Annotated in this window: 20 protein-coding genes; 5 read left to right on the top strand and 15 right to left on the bottom strand. The window is 49.4% G+C overall.

All coding sequences use genetic code 11. From position 1 onward, the window contains the following. On the bottom strand, nt 1–2,166 hold the full coding sequence (locus tag ACM9J1_RS02520) for an endonuclease MutS2 (protein WP_415580322.1): 2,166 nt from the start codon (nt 2,164–2,166) through the stop codon (nt 1–3). A gap of 93 nt (nt 2,167–2,259) precedes the next feature. Here ACM9J1_RS02520 and ung point away from each other — a divergent pair, with 93 nt between their 5' ends. Then, nucleotides 2,260–2,925: a uracil-DNA glycosylase gene (gene ung, locus ACM9J1_RS02515; RefSeq protein ID WP_415580321.1), complete on the top strand. Its 666-nt coding sequence runs from the start codon at nt 2,260–2,262 to the stop codon at nt 2,923–2,925. Here ung and ACM9J1_RS02510 read toward each other — a convergent pair whose 3' ends face one another. The 8 genes from ACM9J1_RS02510 to ACM9J1_RS02475 all read right to left on the bottom strand — a co-directional run bounded on the left by ACM9J1_RS02510 (nt 2,926) and on the right by ACM9J1_RS02475 (nt 8,713). Continuing rightward, nucleotides 2,926–3,507, bottom strand: a complete 582-nt coding sequence (locus ACM9J1_RS02510; RefSeq protein WP_415580320.1) for a hypothetical protein — start codon at nt 3,505–3,507, stop codon at nt 2,926–2,928. Between the two features lie 12 nt (nt 3,508–3,519). Beyond that, nucleotides 3,520–4,089 carry a DUF3575 domain-containing protein gene (locus tag ACM9J1_RS02505; RefSeq protein WP_415580319.1) on the bottom strand — a complete coding sequence of 190 codons (570 nt, stop codon included), beginning with the start codon at nt 4,087–4,089 and terminating at the stop codon, nt 3,520–3,522. Nucleotides 4,090–4,149: 60 nt separating this feature from the next. Beyond that, nucleotides 4,150–5,079, bottom strand: a complete 930-nt coding sequence (locus ACM9J1_RS02500) for a transglutaminase (RefSeq protein ID WP_415580451.1) — start codon at nt 5,077–5,079, stop codon at nt 4,150–4,152. Between the two features lie 16 nt (nt 5,080–5,095). Next, nucleotides 5,096–5,947 carry a substrate-binding domain-containing protein gene (locus ACM9J1_RS02495; RefSeq protein WP_415580318.1) on the bottom strand — a complete coding sequence of 284 codons (852 nt, stop codon included), beginning with the start codon at nt 5,945–5,947 and terminating at the stop codon, nt 5,096–5,098. Next, nucleotides 5,944–6,390, bottom strand: a complete 447-nt coding sequence (locus ACM9J1_RS02490) for a DinB family protein (protein ID WP_415580317.1) — start codon at nt 6,388–6,390, stop codon at nt 5,944–5,946. The genes ACM9J1_RS02495 and ACM9J1_RS02490 overlap by 4 nt, the downstream gene beginning before the upstream one ends. 12 nt (nt 6,391–6,402) lie before the next feature. Continuing rightward, nucleotides 6,403–7,275 (bottom strand): nucleoside phosphorylase, encoded by an 873-nt coding sequence (locus ACM9J1_RS02485; protein WP_415580316.1) that lies wholly within the window; start codon nt 7,273–7,275, stop codon nt 6,403–6,405. A 75-nt stretch (nt 7,276–7,350) separates the two neighbouring features. Further along, on the bottom strand, nt 7,351–7,680 hold the full coding sequence (locus ACM9J1_RS02480; protein WP_415580315.1) for a translation initiation factor: 330 nt from the start codon (nt 7,678–7,680) through the stop codon (nt 7,351–7,353). 82 nt (nt 7,681–7,762) lie between these two features. Further along, nucleotides 7,763–8,713, bottom strand: coding sequence for an isopenicillin N synthase family dioxygenase (locus ACM9J1_RS02475; protein WP_415580314.1), 951 nt, complete (start codon nt 8,711–8,713; stop codon nt 7,763–7,765). Nucleotides 8,714–8,942: 229 nt separating this feature from the next. On the opposite strand from ACM9J1_RS02475, the gene ACM9J1_RS02470 reads away from it, so the two are divergent. The 3 genes from ACM9J1_RS02470 (at nt 8,943) to ACM9J1_RS02460 (ending at nt 14,858) form a co-directional block, all read left to right on the top strand. Beyond that, the gene (locus ACM9J1_RS02470; RefSeq protein ID WP_415580313.1) at nt 8,943–9,668 is read left to right on the top strand and encodes a T9SS type A sorting domain-containing protein; all 726 of its coding nucleotides are present in this window, start codon (nt 8,943–8,945) and stop codon (nt 9,666–9,668) included. A 176-nt stretch (nt 9,669–9,844) separates the two neighbouring features. Continuing rightward, nucleotides 9,845–11,821 carry an alpha-ketoacid dehydrogenase subunit alpha/beta gene (locus ACM9J1_RS02465; RefSeq protein WP_415580312.1) on the top strand — a complete coding sequence of 659 codons (1,977 nt, stop codon included), beginning with the start codon at nt 9,845–9,847 and terminating at the stop codon, nt 11,819–11,821. An 88-nt stretch (nt 11,822–11,909) separates the two neighbouring features. Further along, nucleotides 11,910–14,858 (top strand): T9SS type B sorting domain-containing protein, encoded by a 2,949-nt coding sequence (locus ACM9J1_RS02460; protein ID WP_415580311.1) that lies wholly within the window; start codon nt 11,910–11,912, stop codon nt 14,856–14,858. A 23-nt stretch (nt 14,859–14,881) separates the two neighbouring features. On the opposite strand, the gene ACM9J1_RS02455 is transcribed toward ACM9J1_RS02460, so the two are convergent. Further along, nucleotides 14,882–15,106 (bottom strand): hypothetical protein, encoded by a 225-nt coding sequence (locus ACM9J1_RS02455; protein ID WP_415580310.1) that lies wholly within the window; start codon nt 15,104–15,106, stop codon nt 14,882–14,884. 163 nt (nt 15,107–15,269) lie between these two features. On the opposite strand from ACM9J1_RS02455, the gene ACM9J1_RS02450 reads away from it, so the two are divergent. Continuing rightward, complete coding sequence (locus ACM9J1_RS02450; protein WP_415580309.1) at nt 15,270–16,742, top strand: glycoside hydrolase family 130 protein; 1,473 nt, start codon at nt 15,270–15,272, stop codon at nt 16,740–16,742. A 42-nt stretch (nt 16,743–16,784) separates the two neighbouring features. Here ACM9J1_RS02450 and ACM9J1_RS02445 read toward each other — a convergent pair whose 3' ends face one another. From ACM9J1_RS02445 to ACM9J1_RS02425, 5 genes are all read right to left on the bottom strand, one after another. After that, the gene (locus ACM9J1_RS02445) at nt 16,785–17,006 is read right to left on the bottom strand and encodes a hypothetical protein (protein ID WP_415580308.1); all 222 of its coding nucleotides are present in this window, start codon (nt 17,004–17,006) and stop codon (nt 16,785–16,787) included. Nucleotides 17,007–17,214: 208 nt separating this feature from the next. Then, nucleotides 17,215–18,096, bottom strand: a complete 882-nt coding sequence (locus tag ACM9J1_RS02440) for a cupin-like domain-containing protein (protein ID WP_415580307.1) — start codon at nt 18,094–18,096, stop codon at nt 17,215–17,217. A gap of 151 nt (nt 18,097–18,247) precedes the next feature. Continuing rightward, nucleotides 18,248–18,403, bottom strand: coding sequence for a hypothetical protein (locus tag ACM9J1_RS02435; protein ID WP_415580306.1), 156 nt, complete (start codon nt 18,401–18,403; stop codon nt 18,248–18,250). 106 nt (nt 18,404–18,509) lie between these two features. After that, complete coding sequence (locus ACM9J1_RS02430; protein ID WP_415580304.1) at nt 18,510–19,259, bottom strand: maleate cis-trans isomerase family protein; 750 nt, start codon at nt 19,257–19,259, stop codon at nt 18,510–18,512. A 1-nt stretch (nt 19,260) separates the two neighbouring features. Beyond that, a complete protein-coding gene (locus ACM9J1_RS02425; protein WP_415580303.1) occupies nt 19,261–19,713 on the bottom strand; it encodes a WG repeat-containing protein in 453 nt (150 codons plus the stop codon). Nucleotides 19,714–19,923 lie beyond the last annotated feature (210 nt).

The following is a 19,923-nucleotide window of genomic DNA, read 5'->3' as shown; positions in this document are numbered from 1 at the left end:
TTACTTTTTTGCTTCCACCAATTCCAAAACGTCCAGCCCGACTTTCGAAGTGAAAATGCCGTAGTTTACCACGGCCTTGTTTTTTTCGATGCTGTCAATCGTCCCAACGGACTTGCCATCGTTCATCCTGACGCGATCTCCGACTTTCAATATGGGCTTGGGTTTTTCTTCGAGTTTGGCTTTTTGTTTCTTTTCCTTTTTCTCTTTGCGGATGGCTTCGACGGCCACTTTTACTTCAGCCTCGATTACTTTAATTTTTTGCGCTTCCGCCTTTTGCACGGCGGCCGATGCCACTTTCTTTCGCTTGGCATTTTCCATTTCAACCAATTTCAGGAATTCCCCGATCATGGTTTTCTTGTCTTTGTTGTTGTAGTATTTATCAGCCATGTCCTGCAACTTCTGCCCGAGGTAAATCGACTTTTGGTTGCTGTCATACAATTCCTGGTAATTTTCCAGTTTCTGCTTGATCTTGGCGTTGATGGTTTCGAGTTTCTGGCTTTCTTCCCGCGCCTTGATTTCTTCCTCTTTTAGCGTTTGCGAGGTTTTCTCCAGCTTGGAGCGCTCTTTCTGCAACGTCGCGATGGTTTTGTCGAAACGCACCTTTCCGCTTTCAATCTTCTTTTTGGCCCGGTTGATCAGGCCGTATGGGATGCCGTTCTTTTGCGCAACTTCAAACGTAAACGAGCTGCCGGCCTGTCCCAAGACCAATTTGTACATCGGTTCCAGCGATTTTTCGTCAAAGAGCATGTTGGCGTTGAGTGCATTTGGTAGTTCATTGGCCAGCATCTTCAGGTTGGCGTAATGCGTCGTAATGATACCGAACGCTTCCCGGTGATAAAATTCCTCAAGGAATACTTCGGCCAGCGCGCCGCCCAATTCCGGGTCTGAACCCGTGCCGAATTCGTCGATCAAGAACAATGTTTTTCCGTTGCATTTCTTCAGGAAGTAATTCATGTTCTTTAACCGGTAGCTATACGTACTTAAATGATTTTCAATGGATTGGTTGTCGCCAATATCGGTCAATATCCTATCGAACAAAAAGGTCTCGCTTCGTTCATGTACCGGAATCAACAAACCACTTTGCAACATCAATTGCAACAACCCAACGGTCTTCAGGGAAATGGTTTTTCCGCCCGCATTCGGCCCGGAAATCACAACGATGCGTTTGTCCTGATGTAAGTCAAATGTCTGCGGGAATGTTTTCTCTTTTTTTGCTTGGTTGGTCAGGTATAATATCGGGTGGTACGCTTCCCGGAAGAAAAGCCTGCGCTCCTCGGTAATGGTAGGCAGCACACTGTTGGTACGCACGGCGTATTTCGCTTTCGCCGCAATCACGTCAATGTCGCTCAGGAAATCCTGATACTGCAACAGCAACGGGACATGCGGCCTGATCTGCGACGACAACATCTTGAGGATTTTGGTGATTTCCTCGCGTTCTTCATATTCAAGATTCGCCAATTCGCGCGAGTATTTCAGTGTGGCTTCAGGTTCGATGTAAGCGATGCTGCCGGTCTTGGAACTGCCCATGATGGCGCCTTTCACTTTTCGCCTATACATGGCCAACACCGCGAGCACACGGCGGTTTTCCACAAAACTCTCGCGAATGTCATCCAAGTACCCCAAGCCGTTGTAATGGCTCAACGCCGTCCCGAAACTCTGGTTCACTTTTCCGCGGACGGTGTTCATCTCGCGGCGTATCTCGGTCAGGCGCGGCGACGCATTGTCTTTGATCTCCCCGAATTTATCGACGATGTTGTCTATCGCCGAAATGATTTCCTTGGTAACAGGCACGGCCGCCGACATCGCACGAAGCGCGGGGTAATATTCCTCAAACTTCTTAAAGAACAACAGCAACAGGTTGGTCGTCTCGGACACCACGGCGATTTTCCGGAATGCTGCCGGTTCCAAAAAACTGTCTTCTATGGAAAGGAACTTGATTTCGGCGCTGATGGCCTCGAAACCGTGATTCGGGATGGCATTGTTATTTTGGAACGACGATACGTACTCCGACGTCATCCGTAGCGCGGCGAACAAAACGTCGCGGTCTTTGAATGGCGCTATATGCAAGGCTTTTTCCTTGCCCAGATCGGTATTGCAAATGCCCGATAAGGTTTCCAGAATGGTCGGAAACTGTAAATCCTGCAACGTTTTTTCGGTGACGGTCATATCGCGGTGATGGAACGCAAAGTTAGTTAAAATTGGAAGTTTCCCCGGCCACGGCAGGATTGAATTTGGCTATCTTTGGATAAAAATTAAAGTATGGACATCAAGATCGAGCCGTCCTGGAAAACCGTGCTCGCCCCCGAATTCGAAAAGCCTTATTTTCAAGACCTGATTACGTTCGTAAAGCAAGAATACGCTTTTGGTCGTTGTTATCCGCCTGGTCCGCAGATTTTTGCAGCCTTTGACCATTGTCCTTTCGATAAATTGGAAGTGGTGATCATCGGCCAAGATCCCTATCACGGCCCTAAACAGGCGCACGGACTTTGTTTTTCGGTAAATGATGGAATTGATTTCCCGCCGTCGCTGCGCAACATCTTCGAGGAAATCCGTCGCGATCTTGGCCAGCCCATTCCTGCGTCGGGCAATCTGGAGCGCTGGGCGAGACAAGGTGTGTTGCTCTTGAACGCGACACTCTCCGTCCGGCAAGGACAAGCGGCAAGCCACCAAGGAAAAGGATGGGAAACGTTCACGGATGCGGTCATCCGGACGGTATCCGCGCAAAAGAAAGACGTCGTATTCCTACTGTGGGGCGGCTATGCCCGCAAGAAATCTGTGCTGGTCGATCAGTCTAAACATTTGGTGCTGGAAACCGGGCATCCGTCGCCGTTAAGCGCCAACAAAGGGCACTGGTTCGGGAACCATCATTTCAGCAAAACCAATGAATGGCTCGCATCAAAAGGGAAACGTGCAATTATCTGGTAACTAGTTTACCGTAAATTCAAAAACGCCTGTTTCGTCAAGGCTCGGCGATGAAGAAAAGATGTTCATCACCAAGTTGTTGCCCGGGCTGTTGGAGCGCAGGAATACCTTCTCAAAATCGTCAGTATTGTTGCTGAAATTCAGCCTGTACGTACCCGGCTGCATGACACGGACACCGCCATCGAACAAATATTCATCCGCAACCCCATCAAATTCGAGAAACCCTTGCACGAAAAACCCAACATTGGCCGAACCGTCCGTTCCGGCCACAAAATTTCCGGTAACATCCACGAGTTCCCATTGAGAACCGTTTAGTTTTTCCAAGAAAAAGCTGAATTGGAAACTGTTGGCGCCGGTTGTGGCACGAACATCGAGCAATTCACTTTGGCCAGCTTCCGGAAGCAATCTCGGGATATGGGCTTCCACCAAAACCACATCACCGGCGTTGTATGTCGCCGATGGGTTTTCAATCGTCATCAGGCCAGCCGCTTGCACATAGACGGCATTGTAGAAACCGTCGTCATCCGTATCGCAGGCGAAAAGCAGTAAGGCCAGGGCAGGCAGTAAGTATCTCAGTTTTTTCATCGCAGTATTTTTTTAAAATCGGTATCCGGCGCTGAGCCCAACGCGGGATAATACATCGGGGCTTTTGTCTGTGTTGAAGAAATTCGCGCCAAACCCAACGGTGAGCTCTATCGCGAACTGTTCTTTGATATACAATTTATAGCCGAGCGCGCCGCCCGCACCAAAATCGGAATAGTTGCTCTTGGCATTGGTGTAAAAACCGTTGCCGTTTTCGTCGACTTCCCGCACCGTTTCACGGAACTCGCCGCCATTGGCCGACAGGAAGGCTTCTGCAAAATAGAAACTCTTTTGGCTTTTCGACAGATTGTAACGTACGAACGGGTTTACTTCGTATTTAGGGAGATTGTTCCGGTTGCCGGCGTCGAAATCGTCTTCGAGTTTGCTGCCGCCCGAAAAACCAGCGAATACGCCTACGGACCAATCTTGGTCGATGAAATATTCATAGGTAAGGTTCGGCTCAGACTTGAGCGCCAGAGACAAAAGGTCAACCCGGACTTCGTGCCGGCCGTCGAGCATTTTCTCTTCTTCCTGTGCATGTGCCACACCGAAAGCGCATAAGGCCAGAAAAAGTAGTTTCTTCATAGCGGATGTTTTTGCGAAGATATGAAATTGATGTTTTGGTTCGGTGCGGTTTCCCAAAAATCAATTCAGCGTGAGTGCGCCCAGGATTTCCTCAGACATGAACGGCCCGCCCGGATATTTGGCGGTGTAATCGAGGTTGAGCCACACTTGCCCGTGTTCGTCGATGTGGTAGTGAATTTCCTTGCCCTGGGTTTCTTTCGGGAACAGGACTTTCTTGATCAAGTAGTTGATGCTTTCCAATTCTTTTTTGCGGCCCACCAGAATTTCCGGATAAATATGGCCGGTCGTGTGGATCAGCCGCGGCGTACCGCCTATAGACCGGATGCAGGCAGCCATCAGGATCGCATGGTCGTCGCAATCGCCGGAAAGATAATTCAACGATTCGCTGGCCGTGGCAATATAGTCGCGGCCTTTCGGGTCGTTGACGTAATTCCAGCGGCCGTTGATTTCCTTGAACACCGCAAAGCATTGCACCAGCGTCCGGTAGTCGCCATAACTCTTGTGGTTCTTGAAATGTTTGTTGGTGGCCATCACCGCGAAATTCCGCACCTTAGGATTGTCGTACTGGATGGCCCGCAGGATGGCACTTTTGTTCGGGAACGGCAACAGTTTGGAAATGATGATGTCCTGCGGGTTTGGATCGTCGGCCATCGCATACACCATGGAACGATAGTCATCGTAAACGCGCGAGAAGCCGTAGTTCCCGAAAAGGCTGCCGTACACCAGCGAGAACAGATACAAGAAAATACAAATGATGAGCACTTTGCGCAACAGCCTGAGCAGGAGTTGCAACAAGACGACGATCGCGATGAAAAGCAGGATGCGGTCGATGGCTATCGGCCATTGGGGATCGATGATGTTCTGGTGGATGATGATGAACACCGGAATGGCAATCAGGATATTCAGTATCAGGATGATGATGGAATCCCAGGGTTTTTTGACCGTGAGCTTTTCCCTGATTTTGTCAATTGGAATGTCCTTGAAATTCATCGCCGATAAAGCCAAGCTACAGTGTCTTAACCATTTCAGCAAAAGTACCCTTTTTATCAATAAGGGAAAGTTCGAGCAACTGATTTTGGACTTTGTTTAACATATCTTCGGCCAAGCCGGACTGCGACCATTTCGTCATGCCGAGCCAAGTCTGGATGTCATCTTTTTTCTGGTGGAATTTATCGGCGAGTATGGCATCGATTCCCGGAATTTCCTTGAATGTGGCCGTAACGCTATTGATTACGGACAACATGTTGGAAACGGTGTCACGGTCGGAAGCCAACACTTCATCGCGCACGGCAATCACGAAACAGGGCCACGGCGTGGGGCAATCGGCAATACGCCTGAAGATGCCTTTGTCCACGAGCGGTTTGGTCATGAACCGTTCCCACATGAAATAATCCGCGTCGCCGTTGGTCAAGGCTTCGACCGCGCCGTCTATCGTATGGACAATCCTGAATTTTAAATTCTCGGTAGTCCAGCCTTCATTAGCCGCATTGACATAGGCCATGAGTTGCGATCCCGAGCCTTCACGGCTGATGGCGGCCGTTGCATATTCAATATCTTCCATTTTGTGGAACGGCGATTCGGCGGCCACATGAATACCCCAAACTAATGGCGACGCAACATATTCCTGTACGATTTTCGATGGGTTGCCTTGGGTAATGTCCTTCACGATGCCTTCGGTAAGGATGACGGCGATGTCCGTTTCTCCATTGCGCAACATCTGGCACATTTTGCCGGTGCCTTCCGGTACGTCGATCCAACTCAATTCGATGCCTTCTTTGGCGAACAGGCCTTTCTCCAAAGCGATATGCCACGGATGGTTGAAGTGTTCGGGTACGCCCGCGACGGTAATTTTCTTCATTTCGAGATGATTTGTTGCAGGTGATGGGCCAAATGGTGCGGGTAATCCTGCATCAGGTAGCGCAGGTTGGTTCGTGTGCCATCAGGCATCAAGACTTGGCGTTCGAGTTGTGGTTCGGTGACCGTTGCCATCACCCAAAGGATTTGCCGGTTCAACGACAGCCACAATTGCATCAAATCCGAGGTGTCCATGTCGTGATAGCGGTTGATGGCCACCAATTCATCCTGACGGTATTCCCGATATACATAAGGCTGCGGCAGCCCGTGGATTTCCGTAAATCGTTGCAGGTTGTTCAGCGCCGAGTCTATTAAATGACCGATGACTTGTTTCCGCGACCATTTTCCCGGGGCATACGGCTGTCGCAATTCGCTTTCCGCCGCACTCTTGAGGTATGTTTCGCCGTTGGCAAGGAGTTGTCTTAACGCATCGATGATCGGTTCCAATGATTCTCTTGTTTAGTTTCCTGCAGCCAGTTTGTCCAGCGTATATGCAATGAGTTCATCGACGGCTTTGTAAGGATCGGCGCTGAATGTCCCGTTGGCACGATTGGCGATGATGGCATTCAGTGACAGCGCGTTATGCCCGAGCAGTTTCGATAAGCCGTAAATGGCGCCGGTTTCCATTTCGAGGTTCGTGATTTTGTTCTCGCCGAAAGTAAAGTTGTCCATCTTGGCATTCAGCGATTCATCCTGGATGTTGAGCCTGAGCACACGGCCTTGCGGACCATAAAAACCGCCGGCGGTGGCGGTAATTCCTTTGTGCATGCGGCTGCTTTCAATCCGTTTGGCCAGTATTTCCGAACACCCGATAATGTACGGTCGGCCTTTCCTCAAATCCCAATTGGTATGGGCAATAAATGCGTCTTCAATGGCAATGTCCGTGATTTCGTCGATGCAGTAGGAGCGAAGCATGTTGTCCAGCCCCAATCCGTATTTAGACATCACGAAACTGTCCACGGGAATGTCCGGCTGCAATGAGCCCGATGTCCCGATGCGGATGATGTTGAGCGAGGTCAGGTTTTCTTTCGGTTTGCGCGTTTCCAGATCGATGTTTACCAGCGCATCCAGTTCGTTCATGACGATGTCGATATTGTCCGGGCCAATCCCGGTTGACATCACGGTCATGCGCTTGCCTTTGTAAAAACCGGTTTGCGTCTTGAATTCGCGTTTTTGGGTGGAAAATTCGATGGTTTCAAAAAATTGCGTGATTTTCTCCACGCGGTTCTGATCGCCCACAAAAATGATGTCGTGCGCAATGTGTTCCGGACGCAGGTTGATGTGATACACGCTGCCGTCTGGGTTGAGTATGAGTTCTGAGGATTTTATCATGTTGGTCGAATGTCGAACGTCAAATATCAGACGAATGGGACGTATTAATTATTCATTATTAATTATTCATTGATGTCACCCGCCGACACGTTTTACCCTAAATCCTTTTCCTTTGAGCAAGTCCATGATTTTGTCACGGTAATCGCCCTGGATCAGCATTTCGCCGCCGCGGAAACTCCCGCCGACGCCGAATTTGGTTTTTATTTCCTTGGAAAGTAATTTGAAATCCTCGTCGCTGCCTTCGTATCCGTCGATGATGGTGACGGGTTTTCCGTTGCGTTTCTCGAATTTGCAGATGAGCGGTTCTTTTTGCAGGTGCAAATGATGCGGCGCAACTGCCTGCGTTTCTTCAGGAAGTGGCTCGTGGTCGGGGAAAAGGTTTTTGAGTTGGTCTTTGAGGTCCATAAAGCGCGTTTAAAAGTTTAAAGTTCAAAGTTTAAGGTAGTGATAACCTTGAACTTTGAACTTTAAACATTGAACAAACGTATTACTTTTTGATCAAGCCCAAATCCACCAGACGCTCGTGCAGGAATTCGCCGGCCGTGATGTCGTCGTAGCGCTTCGGGTTGTCGGCGTCAATCGTGCTCGGCAACACGTCGAGTTTCATTTCCGAAATCGGGTGCATGAAGAACGGGATGGAATACCTTGAAGTGCCCCACAATTCCCGCGGTGGATTCACCACTTGGTGGATTGTCGATTTCAAGCGGTTGTTGGTGTGGCGCGACAACATGTCACCTACGTTGATCACGAGTTCATCCGGCTGGGCCATCGCATCGATCCAATCGCCGTTGTGGTTTTGCACCTGTAACCCTTTTCCTTGTGCGCCCATCAACAGGGTAATCAGGTTGATATCGCCATGCGCTGCAGCGCGTACCGCGTCTTTTGGCTCGTCCGTGATAGGCGGGTAGTGGATCGGACGCAAGATGCTGTTGCCATTCTTAATGTACGGGTCAAAATAGAATTCATCCAACCCAAGGAACAAAGCCAGGGCGCGCAATACATAAACGCCTGTCTTTTCAAGCATTTGATAGGCTTCCTTACCGACTTCGTTGAAATGCGGCAATTCCTCCACCGTAACATTCGCCGGGTATTCGCTTGCATATTTGGAGTCTGCGTCGACGTACTGCCCGAAATGCCAAAACTCTTTCAAGTCTCCGGCCGAACGGCCTTTGGCGTGTTCTTTCCCGAACGACACATAGCCGCGTTGGCCGCCGATGCCCGGGATTTCATATTTTTCTTTGGTCTCGACGGGAAGCGCGAAGAACTTGCGTACTTCATCGTACAATTCGCCCACGAGTTTGTCATCTAAAAAATGACCTTTTAATGCCACGAAGCCAATATCTTCGTATGCCTTGCCGATTTCATTTACAAATTTTTGTTTACGTGCCGGATCGCCCGACAGGAAATCACGTAAGTCAACACTTGGGATGTTTTGCATACTTAAATTGTTTGTTAATAACTCAAACGCTTGAAACGCCTGAAAAAACAAATGTAAAGAATAAATTGAAATCGGAATTTTAAAAGTTATCAACAATAGATTTGCGAGGATGCGCGCCGATCAAATTGTTAAAACAGGCTGCTCATCGAGAAATACTGCTTTTCACGGAAGGCCGGCATCGGGCAAAATGGGAATCATTTATATTTGGATAAACCATAATCCATCGACTATGAAAAAACTTTACTTTTTGATGCTACTGGCGGCCACGGGCACTTTTGCACAAGGTTCGCTATGCGAAGACCCGATAGTCATCACGTCGTTGCCGTATTCCATCACCGGTGACACGGCTAACTATCTAGACAGTTACGATCCGCAGACCACGACGCATCCGGTATGTTCAACCACTACATTCGGTAACTATTACCATGGCGGAAACGATGTGATTTACGCTTACACGCCGGCGGCAAGCGGCACGATTAAAGTGGAAATCCCGTCCGCACTCGCTTGGACCGGCATGTTCATTTACACCAATTGCGCAGACATTGGGGTAACTTATGCGGCCTGCGCCACCGGACCAAGTGCCGGCGCGCGTACGATTGATAACTTCGCGGTCACCGCCGGAACTACGTACTACATCTTCATTTCGTCTTGGCCAACACCGCAAACCGTGACTTACACCTTGAATGTGACCAACACGTCGCTGGGCGTGAACGACATGCCAGAGGCGAAAAATGTCGCGCTCTATCCAAATCCGGTAAGTTCGACGATCAGTATTTTGTCTGACTTTACATTCACCAAAGCCGTTGCTTACAATGTCAATGGCCAACAAATCGCGCTGAAGATCACCGGAAACGACATCGACGCTTCGGCGTTGCCATCTGGTTTTTACGTGCTGGAACTCACTATGGGCGACGGCACACAGCTCCGCAAGAAGTTCGTGAAAACCGGAAATTAGTTTAATGATTGATCCGACCTGAAAGCCTTGACATTCGCGCAAGGCTTTTTTTTGGTCGCTCATCGGATTTATAGGCCGTCCAAAGATTTTATGCGCCTGCTTGCAATGTTATTTCCTAATTTCGACGGCAATTCATACTTTTGACAAGTTTTTTAACATAAACGGAAACCGCCATAATGAATTTCGAAAGAAGAAACCTGACCGACGAGCAATTGCTCGACCTCTACAAAAGGCTGCTCAAGCCAAGGTTGATCGAAGAAAAAATGCTCATCCTGATCCGTCAGGGCAAAGTGTCAAAATGGTTTTCGGGAATAGGGCAGGAAGCCATCTCGGTTGGCATCACTGCCGTGTTGGGCGAAGACGAATACATCTTGCCGATGCACCGGAACCTGGGTGTGTTCACCGGTCGCGACATTCCGCTTTACCGGCTTTTTTCACAGTGGCAAGGCAAGGCCGCCGGATTCACCAAAGGCCGCGACCGCTCGTTCCATTTCGGGACGCAGGAGTACAATATTATAGGAATGATTTCGCATCTCGGGCCGCAATTGGGCGTCGCCGACGGGATTGCGCTAGCCAACAAACTCAAGAAAAATAAGAAAGTCTGTGCCGTATTTACCGGCGAAGGTGCCACCAGCGAAGGCGATTTTCATGAAGCGTTGAACATCGCATCGGTTTGGGATTTGCCCGTTTTGTTCATCATCGAGAACAATGGCTACGGCCTTTCAACGCCGACACGAGAGCAATACCGTTGCGAGAACCTGGCCGACCGCGGCATTGGTTATGGCATGGAAGCACACATCCTGGACGGCAACAATATCCTCGAAGTATATAACGAATTGTCTGACATCGTAGCATCTATGCGCGAGAAGCCGCGTCCGGTACTCATTGAGTTCAAGACATTCCGGATGCGTGGGCACGAAGAAGCGAGCGGTACCAAGTACGTTCCGCAAGAATTGATGGATCTGTGGGCCGAAAAAGATCCGGTGGACAACTACCGACGTTACCTCACCAAACAAGGCGTTTTGCGTCCGGAGAAAGACGAGAAATGGCGCGAAGACATCAAGGCTGAAATCGACGACAACCTGATGATCGCCAATACAGAAGCCGAAATTGTCGCTGACCAAGAAGTGGAATTAGGCGACGTGTACAAACCCTATGAATTCGAACTGGTTACACCGGGCGAAGAAACCGAAAACATCCGTTATGTGGACGCGGTATCGCAAGGCCTGCGTCAATCCATGCAACGCCATGACAACTTGGTCATCATGGGCCAGGACATCGCAGAATATGGCGGTGCGTTCAAAGTGACCGACGGCTTTGTGGCCGAATTCGGTAAAGAGCGCGTCATCAACACCCCGATTTGTGAGTCTGCCGTAGTGTCGGCGGGCATGGGTTTGTCCATCAACGGTTACAAAGCCATCGTGGAAATGCAGTTTGCCGATTTCGTCTCGACTGGATTCAACCCGATCGTGAACTACCTAGCCAAAGTGCATTACCGTTGGAACGAAAAAGCCGATGTAGTCGTACGGATGCCATGCGGCGGCGGCACGCAGGCAGGGCCGTTCCATTCACAAACCAATGAAGCGTGGTTCACGAAAACACCAGGATTGAAAGTGGTTTATCCTGCGTTTCCGTATGATGCGAAAGGTTTGTTGAACGCGTCGATCAACGATCCGAATCCCGTGATGTATTTTGAGCATAAGTTGCTGTACAGAAGTGTCTATCAAGATGTTCCGAAAGATTATTACACCATAGAATTAGGTAAGGCGACGAGGCTGCGCGAAGGGAAAGACGTCACCATCATCGCCTTTGGTGCCGCAGTTCATTGGGCATTGGAAACACTAGATCTCAATCCTGAGATATCGGCCGATTTAATTGATTTGCGGACCTTACAGCCGCTGGATAAGGACACCGTTTACGCCTCGGTAAAAAAGACAAGTAAATGCATCATTTTGCAGGAAGATTCGATGTTCGGCGGTATCGCCAGTGACATTTCTGCGATGATTATGGAAGATTGTTTCGAATATCTCGACGGTCCGGTGAAGCGCGTGGCCAGTCTGGACAGTCCTATTCCGTTTACGAAAGCCCTTGAAGACCAGTATCTTCCAAAAGGCCGATTTGAAACCGCACTTAAGGAGTTGATGGCCTACTAAAACAAAATATTTTGTTAATAAAAAGGGGCTTTCGGGTTCCTTTTTTCATTTAAAATATCTTTATTTGTAGCGTAAATCGATACCTACTATGATTAAAGCATCTGCTTTGAAATTTGGCTGGCTGACTTGTCTGTTTTTACTTTTCGCAACGGTCAATGCCTTTGCGCAATGTGATCTCGTGATTACTAATCCGTCATGTCAGGCTGTTTCGACAAACTTAACGTCAGCCGCAGTTACTGCAGGAAGTCCCAGTATAGGCACATTGACCTACTGGCAAGACCCAGCGGCTACAATTCCTGTTGCCAACCCTGCAGCGGTGACAAATAGCGGTTTTTACTATATCAAAAATACAGTAGGGGCATGTTCGAGCGTAGCCCAAGTGGCTGTCACGATTGGTACGACAGCGCCAACTGCCGCACCGTTTCTGACTACTTTGTGTCCGCTTTCTTCACCTACAAATATTTATTTTGATTTCGTGGATGTCGGTCAAACGGCGTTTAGATGGACGTATTCCATCAACGGCGGCCCAACCGTTACAGGTACTCAGACGGCACCCACATCGTATAACCTGACTGGACTCACCCAAGGCGACGAAGTGTATTTCACGGTTTCTTTTATCGGGGTTTGCACGCCGCCACTTGATATTACTGCGTTTCCCGTCAACACACCGAATTTTAATTTCACGGGAATGAATATGTGCGTCGGAATGACGATGCCGACCGTTTCTCCAAATGGTATTGAAGGCGTTTGGAACCATCCGCAAGTCTTGAACGGAACCAACAACTATGTATTTACTCCGTTGCGATGCCAAAATTCACAAACCTTAAGTATTACGGGTGTGCCATTAGTTACGCCAACATTCACCGCATTGGCTCCCGTCTGTGAGGGTTCAACGGCGCCAACGCTTCCTGCTTCTTCCAACAATGGCATTACGGGAACTTGGAGCCCGGCAACCATCAATACTTCTGTTACAGGGGTGCAAAATTTTACGTTTACGCCAGCGGCTGGGCAATGCGCTAATTCAGTGCCGTTCTCGGTAACCGTAACCCCGAGAGTCACGCCTACATTTTCGGCCTACCCGGCCACGATCTGTCAGAATTCGACTGCTCCGGCGTTGCCGGCGTCCACTAATGGCATTTCCGGCACATGGAATCCGACCACCATCAGTACGACCACACTCGGGGTTAAGACCAGTACGTTCATCCCAAACCCAGGGCAATGCGTTTCCGCCACGCCGGTGACCATATCAGTTAATGTGGTCCAAAATGTGGCGCCGACTTTCAACCCAATTGCACCTTTCTGCGCCGGAACAACGCCACCATCACTGCCCGCAACCTCTATTGAAGGCTTTGCTGGAACTTGGAGCCCGGCAACGATCAGCAACACCGCCAGCGGTTCATACACGTTCACGCCGAACGCCACGGTTTGTGCCACTCCAGCCACGATTAATGTAACAGTGACACCCGCGCCAACAACGTCATTCTCGGCTTTCCCAACGGGCAACCTGACGATTTGCGCCGGCTCAGCCGTTCCTGCGCTGTCCACGAACTCATCGAATGTACCAGCTGTCACGGGCACTTGGAGTCCTGCGGTGATCAGCAATACCACCAGCGGCACGTATGTTTTTACGCCAACAGCCGGGCAATGTGCGTCGCCTTTCACGTTGAATGTCACGGTCACGCCGCAAACGGCTTTACAGTTCAATGCTTTACCACTTAATTTTTCGATTTGCGTCGGGTCAACACCGCCACCGTTGCCCGCGCAGTCAGACAACAATCCACCGATTACCGGTGCTTGGAACGCGGCAACCATTGATACGGCCACGCCAGGGGTAAAGACCTATACGTTCCAAGCCAATGCGGGCCAATGTGTGGCTTCCTTTTTCTACACCATAACCGTAGATGTCACACCGAAGACCATCCCGATATACGGGCCAATCCTGCCGTTCTGCGAAGGTACGGTGCCGCCTGAGGGCTTGGCGCTGCCAACCACGGTAAACGGTGTTATAGGAACTTGGTCTCCGGCTTCGGCCATCGACAACACCATCATGGGATTGACCACTTATACCTTTACACCGGCGGCCAACCAATGCGCCGAGGTGACGCAACTCAACATCAACATTACACCGCGCACACCAACGTCTTTTGCGCTCCAACAGATTGCACCTTTCTGCGCCGGAACAACGCCGATTCCTACTTTACCTACAATTTCAGATAATGGCATCACCGGAACATGGTCGCCAGCGGTCATCGACAACAACGCCTCTCAGACGTATACATTTACACCAGATGCGGGGATTTGTGCCACAACCGTGACAATGGACGTTACCGTTATCCAACCTATAAACCCTGGATTTTCGGATATCGTATTTTGTGAAAATGCGGCTGTTCCGGTATTGGCGACCACATCGCCGCTAGGCGTCAATGGTACGTGGAGCCCAGCAGTTATTGATTTGACCACAGACGTCGCGCAGTACGTTTTCACCCCTGATGCGGGAGAATGTGCGCTGCCACAGACCATTACGGTTACCATCAATCGCGTAACGTTGAACTCGGTCACTTGGACGGCGACCAGTTTTTTCAGCGACAATGCCGTCATAACGGTTAATGCCGCCGATGCCGGAAATTATCTCTATCAGTTGGATTTCGGGCCGCTTTATGCCAGCAATATCTTCACGGATGTGGCACCGGGAACGCATACCATTACCGTTTATGACGCCAATGGCTGCGCGCCGGCCATCGTTGCGGAAGACGCGGTGACGATCGTGGACTATCCAAAATTCTTTACCCCGAACGGCGACGGTTTCAATGACCGATGGAATATTTACGACCTGGCCACGGTAGGGCAAGGGCAAGCCGTGATTTACCTGTTTGACCGCCATGGCAAATTCCTGAAACAGATTGCACCGTCCGGATTGGGTTGGGACGGCACCTACAATGGGCAACCATTGCCGTCGAGCGATTATTGGTTTGTCGTGAATTATGTGGAGCAAAACGTACCGCGGGAATTTAAGGCCCACTTCTCATTAAAAAGATAAAAGCCTCAGATGAGGCTTTTTTTTTAGATTTTAATTTCTCCGTCAAATTTTTCATCATCGGTCTTTTCTTCAGGCTCCTGATGGAATGACGGCTTGTCAGGAACTTTGTTAGGATCGACGTCTGCGCGCTCATCCTGCGTCAGTGAGCGTTTTTCGAAATCGTGCGCATCGCGCGTGTTGATTGGGCTGTCTAATCCCAGTCCTGACTGGTCGTCATGTTTTTCCGGTTGCTGTTTTTGTTTTTCCATAATTATTGTTTTTTCGTGAAGTTCGTGATATTACACGCCAAAATGTTATCGGATTCATGAAATACCTTTATAGAGTACCCATACTTTTATTAAGGAATATTTGACATTTTAGCTTCGGCGCGTTAATAATTTATATCGTAAATTAGGATACAAAAACCGCGATATGAGGCTGAGCATCGAAAGAAAACCCGTTAAAGTAATCCCTGATTCCAAGCGCGTCATCGCGCGTTTCTTCTTCAATGGCGACGAGCGTGCCGTAGCGCTAATCAAAAAAGTATTGTCGCTGAGCAAAGAAGCAACCTTTGCCATCGTATCGCCGCTGCTCCAGGATTTTTCCAAACGACACCGTAACATCACCCGAAAATTGCAGCGCCATTGCGAGAAAGTGTCGCAGTACATCCGCGAAGCAGGCGCAAACCCAGATGAGTTGGACGAGTACACACGGTTATTGATCGGCTCATACTTTACGCACGAATACTCGATAGAATCGGCTGCTTTTTTCAATCCGTCCATCGTGGAAGATCCAGATAGAAGCAACTTGGAGGACGGCCAGCAAAGGGTCATTTTGAGCTTTCGGGCGGTCGGTGAAGGCCACGTGTCATCCGTTGTGTTTCGTCGCGCGATGATTGACCGTCACAACAATATTATGGTCATGCCCGCAGGGAATTACATAGATGAAGCCGAGCGCGTACGGAACGCCGTCTATCAGAAACGGTTGTTCATCAGAAAAGGCGAGGACGAAGGCATCAATGCGGATTTCCTGAAAATGGTCGATGAAAAGTTGGGCGACACATTTGAATATGAGGACTTGAAGGCCATCGTCCTGGAAGCCAAATCGCAGACTGCCGATGCCCGGACATTGCGCCAATACAATTTGATCCTCGCGCTTTCCGACAGCTACCGCAAAATCAGTTTTTCAAAGGACACCGACATTTCGGACCGCGTCATTTTCCCGATTTCCGATTTGGAAAGCCGGGGCATTGAAGACGCGCGCTTCGTGAAATTTACCCGCGAAAACGGAACAGTCGTCTACTACGCCACGTACACCGCATTCGACGGTTCGTACATCATGCCCAAATTGCTCAAGACGACCGATTTCTACGAATTCAAGACCAGCCCGCTGAACGGCGCTGGGGCTAAGAATAAAAACTTGGCGTTGTTCCCCAGGAAAATCAATGGGAAGTATGCGATGTTGTCCAGGATTGACGGTTGGAACAACTACATCATGTTTTCGGACAACATCAACGTTTGGGAAGAACCAATTAAAATCCAATCGCCGGAATATCCTTGGGAATTTGTCCAGATCGGGAATTGCGGATCGCCAATTGAAACCGAAGAAGGTTGGCTGGTAATCACGCACGCTGTCGGGCCGATGAGAAGATACAGCATTGGCGCATCATTGCTGGATTTGCACAACCCCGAAATCGAAATCGGCCGACTGGACGAACCGTTGGTGTTGCCGAACCCAGACGAGCGGGAAGGCTATGTGCCCAATGTCGTGTACTCCTGCGGATCCATCATCCACAATGGGGAACTGATTCTTCCATACGGATTGTCGGATCACAGTTCTACTTTCGCTACGGTAAACTTGAACCTGCTACTGGAACGAATGAAGGCCAACAAGCGGTTAAAATAAAAAAGCCTGTTCGAAAACAGGCCTTCATCATCAATCAAATTGTTACTCGGTTTGTGATTCCAAGTTATCTTTCTTATCCCTGAAATCCATCGCTCCGGTCAGGTCTTGCCCCTCAGCGAAGTTGGCGTCGTCCGTTTCCTGCTCATGCTCGGCGTAGTGGTGCTTCGCGGTGTCGCTTCGGGCATGGTCGCGGTTGCGCTGGTTGGAGTGTTGGTAATTTTGTTGGCCGTCATGGCGCTGTTGGTTGTTGTGTACGGTTCCCATAATGTCAAGATTTTGGTTGTCTTACAAAGGTCGGCGATACAAGATCCGCAAGCCTTACGTAACTCTTGGTAAACCTTACAAGATTGTCAGAACATCCCCAGCAACCAGTAAACGATTACAAATACGATAATCATCCCTAGACAGCCGCCGCCCAGCTTCTTGGCGCTGTAACCGGCTATCAGGGTTTTAAAGAATGAATTCATGTCTTTTAGTTTTGTGGGATTGGTATGCCCAGGTTTCGGTGCGTGTCCTCGATGGCACGTCTGTTTTTATAATCAATCCATGCCTGACCTTTGCGGCGGCGCATCCAGGTGTCGAAATGCCGCATGATGGCCACATTGTACGCAGCTTTGGCCAGATTGCCGATTTTACGCGGGAACGCCCTCAAACTCATGGAAAATCCCGGTGTTACATATTTCATGTAGTGCCAGTAACCTTCCGGCATGTAAAGCATTTCCCCGTGGTTCAGCGTGGTTACAAAACCTTTCGCTTGTTTTAACGCCGGCCATCGGTCAAAATCAGGGTTGTCAAAATCGATATCCTCGCGCGAAATCAGTGCGTGCGGAATCTTATACATATACGGTGTCTGGTCGGGCGCAAAAATGACGCACCGTTTCACGCCATGGAAATGAAAATGCAAAATATTCGAATAATCGATGTCAAAGTGCATGAACACTTTTGAATTCTCGCCACCGAAAAACAACATCGGCAACTGCTTCACGAGTTTGAGGCCAATGTCCGGCCATTTGAAATCGTTCTTCAATACCGGTACTTCCTTCATCAGGTTGTACAGGAAAATGCGGTAATTGGTAGGCTCACGTTCCAGCAGGTCGATGTAATCGGTCATTTTCATCTCGGCGTGCGCCTCGTTGAACTTGTCCTTGTGCGACACCGGCCGATCATCATACAACGGTACGGTCTTGTCGCCCGCCACCGCCTTGATGTAGGCCAGTTTCCATTTTTCGTAAGCAGGCCAGTCGGCCGTTAGTCGTTCAATAACTACAGGCCTTTGCTTCCTCACATAGTGGTTCAAAAAATCTTCTTTGGAAATGGTTTTAACGCGCTCGATTTCGCTCAGCTGTAAGCCCATAGACAGTACAAAAGTTTCGTTCGTGTTCCCGCCGCGAAAGCAGTCCTTAACAGTAAGGAAACAAAATTAGAAAAATTTAAAAATCTGCTAACGCGCACCCGCCATTATAAGTTAAGTTTAACAAAACAGGCGAGGAACGAACGATGGCCCATCAAGGCTGGATCCCGTGCAATTCGTAGTACATCTGGTTCGGGTCGTAATCAAAGTCGTAGTCGAACTCTTCGTGGTCGGAACTGTCGGAGTTGATGCTTACGATGTTGTCAAGATTGTCGCCAATGGTTTCCGGGGTGAAATCATCTTGTCTCATGGTGTTGGTTTTTTTAGTTGATGTCACAAAATTGCAGAAACCAATCCGACGGCGTTTTACATCGTTTTCGTAAAAAATTATATAATTATGTCGTGACGCGCTGAAATCAGTAATTTCCATTGAGCAACGTACCGCCAATGGGCGACTTGGCTTCGATGCCCAGCTTCTTCATCATCTCGTACGTCGTACAAACCGCCGCCGAAGTCACCGGTAACCCGATTTGCTTTTCCATGAGGTCGATCGCTTCCAGTGATGGCATTTGCACGCAAGCCGACGCCACGACCAGATCTGCGCCTTCGGTATTCAACCGCTTCACGATTTCGAGTAAGTTCATGGGGTTTTGTGCCGCCACTTCCAGGTTGTCCGGGATTTCCAACGCGATGGAATCAATCACTTCAAAACCTTGGTGCTCAATATAATCCACGACCATGTCGGTAAGCGGCCGCATGTACGGCGTGATGATCGAAATTCTCTTCGCGCCGAGCACTTTCAGCCCGTTGATCAGCGCGCCCGCACTCGTAACGATAGGCGTAGGGAAACCATTGGCCACCGTTTCCTGATGCAGGTTCACTTCGGACACGCAATGGTAACCGCGGCCCATGCTCATGATGGCCACCAAACAGGCGTAACCCATGACGTCCACATGTGCGTCGGACAGTTCCGTGGCGCATTTCAGGCTCATGGCATCCATGGCCTCGAGTTCTTCCTTGGTCACTTTTTTCATCCGCATACGGCTGGAATGAAACGTAAAGCGTTCGGGCAAAATGGTTTCCCGGGCGCGGAAAACCGCCGGGATTTCGGTTTCCATGGTCACATTAGACGAGGGCACGATTTGCCCGATGCGGAATTTTTTCATGTTATTCAATGGTGGCGTATTTCAATTTCTGTTGCGCTTCTTCGCGGGAATATTGCGCCTTCACGATTTCCTTGCCTTGTTTGTTGATGAACCCAAAGTAACCAGCCACGTTCTTCACCAGTGCCACGTCTTTCCCATAGGCGCCGAAATCTTCGATCTTTTCATACACGGGCGCAACGACTTCCTTCCCCGAGCGATCAATCAGGCCATACATGTCGGCTACCGATTTCACCCGGGCAAATTCGCCCGAAGCCAACGTGAATTTTTCGATTTTTTCATAGACCGGCTGCACCACGGTTTTTCCGCTTTTATCTATGAAACCGTACGTTCCCGCGATTGATTTTACCAGCGCCCAGTCTTTTTGGTAGTCGCCGTATTTGTACACTTTGTCATATTGCGCCTGCGTCAGGCTGCAAGTCAAGACCGCAAGGCCGAGGATTATTTTTTTCTTCATCGTTGTTTTTTATATTTTTTTGGGCGTGCCGGCGCACCAGCACAGGGTTTTCAATTAAGGTTATGTTTGCGCCGTCGCGCTCTCGGCACTCGCTTTTGCAGACCTTTGGGGTTTTATACCCGAGGCGCAGCCGAACTATATGGAGCGTAGCGGAGTAAAATTCAAAGGTCTTGCAAAGAGCTCAGACAAATGCCTCCATCGCTCACGCAT

The sequence above is a fragment of the Flavobacterium longum genome (assembly GCF_965137575.1).
Lineage (GTDB): Bacteria > Bacteroidota > Bacteroidia > Flavobacteriales > Flavobacteriaceae > Flavobacterium > Flavobacterium longum.
The sequence above is the reverse complement of the archived record's forward strand: the minus strand, read 5'-3'. Positions and strand labels throughout refer to the sequence as shown.

Excerpts from the sequence above, each read along its gene's own strand:
- ACM9J1_RS02485 (WP_415580316.1), bottom strand. The coding sequence starts at position 7,275 with ATGATAAAATCCTCAGAACTCATACTCAACCCAGACGGCAGCGTGTAT.
- ACM9J1_RS02435 (WP_415580306.1), bottom strand. The coding sequence starts at position 18,403 with ATGAGACAAGATGATTTCACCCCGGAAACCATTGGCGACAATCTTGAC.
- ACM9J1_RS02430 (WP_415580304.1), bottom strand. The coding sequence starts at position 19,259 with ATGAAAAAATTCCGCATCGGGCAAATCGTGCCCTCGTCTAATGTGACC.
- ACM9J1_RS02500 (WP_415580451.1), bottom strand. The coding sequence starts at position 5,079 with ATGAATTTCAAGGACATTCCAATTGACAAAATCAGGGAAAAGCTCACG.
- ACM9J1_RS02460 (WP_415580311.1), top strand. The coding sequence starts at position 11,910 with ATGATTAAAGCATCTGCTTTGAAATTTGGCTGGCTGACTTGTCTGTTT.
- ung (WP_415580321.1), top strand. The coding sequence starts at position 2,260 with ATGGACATCAAGATCGAGCCGTCCTGGAAAACCGTGCTCGCCCCCGAA.
- ACM9J1_RS02480 (WP_415580315.1), bottom strand. The coding sequence starts at position 7,680 with ATGGACCTCAAAGACCAACTCAAAAACCTTTTCCCCGACCACGAGCCA.
- ACM9J1_RS02510 (WP_415580320.1), bottom strand. The coding sequence starts at position 3,507 with ATGAAAAAACTGAGATACTTACTGCCTGCCCTGGCCTTACTGCTTTTC.
- ACM9J1_RS02495 (WP_415580318.1), bottom strand. The coding sequence starts at position 5,947 with ATGAAGAAAATTACCGTCGCGGGCGTACCCGAACACTTCAACCATCCG.
- ACM9J1_RS02505 (WP_415580319.1), bottom strand. The coding sequence starts at position 4,089 with ATGAAGAAACTACTTTTTCTGGCCTTATGCGCTTTCGGTGTGGCACAT.
- ACM9J1_RS02440 (WP_415580307.1), bottom strand. The coding sequence starts at position 18,096 with ATGGGCTTACAGCTGAGCGAAATCGAGCGCGTTAAAACCATTTCCAAA.
- ACM9J1_RS02470 (WP_415580313.1), top strand. The coding sequence starts at position 8,943 with ATGAAAAAACTTTACTTTTTGATGCTACTGGCGGCCACGGGCACTTTT.
- ACM9J1_RS02445 (WP_415580308.1), bottom strand. The coding sequence starts at position 17,006 with ATGGGAACCGTACACAACAACCAACAGCGCCATGACGGCCAACAAAAT.
- ACM9J1_RS02450 (WP_415580309.1), top strand. The coding sequence starts at position 15,270 with ATGAGGCTGAGCATCGAAAGAAAACCCGTTAAAGTAATCCCTGATTCC.
- ACM9J1_RS02425 (WP_415580303.1), bottom strand. The coding sequence starts at position 19,713 with ATGAAGAAAAAAATAATCCTCGGCCTTGCGGTCTTGACTTGCAGCCTG.
- ACM9J1_RS02520 (WP_415580322.1), bottom strand. The coding sequence starts at position 2,166 with ATGACCGTCACCGAAAAAACGTTGCAGGATTTACAGTTTCCGACCATT.
- ACM9J1_RS02475 (WP_415580314.1), bottom strand. The coding sequence starts at position 8,713 with ATGCAAAACATCCCAAGTGTTGACTTACGTGATTTCCTGTCGGGCGAT.
- ACM9J1_RS02455 (WP_415580310.1), bottom strand. The coding sequence starts at position 15,106 with ATGGAAAAACAAAAACAGCAACCGGAAAAACATGACGACCAGTCAGGA.
- ACM9J1_RS02465 (WP_415580312.1), top strand. The coding sequence starts at position 9,845 with ATGAATTTCGAAAGAAGAAACCTGACCGACGAGCAATTGCTCGACCTC.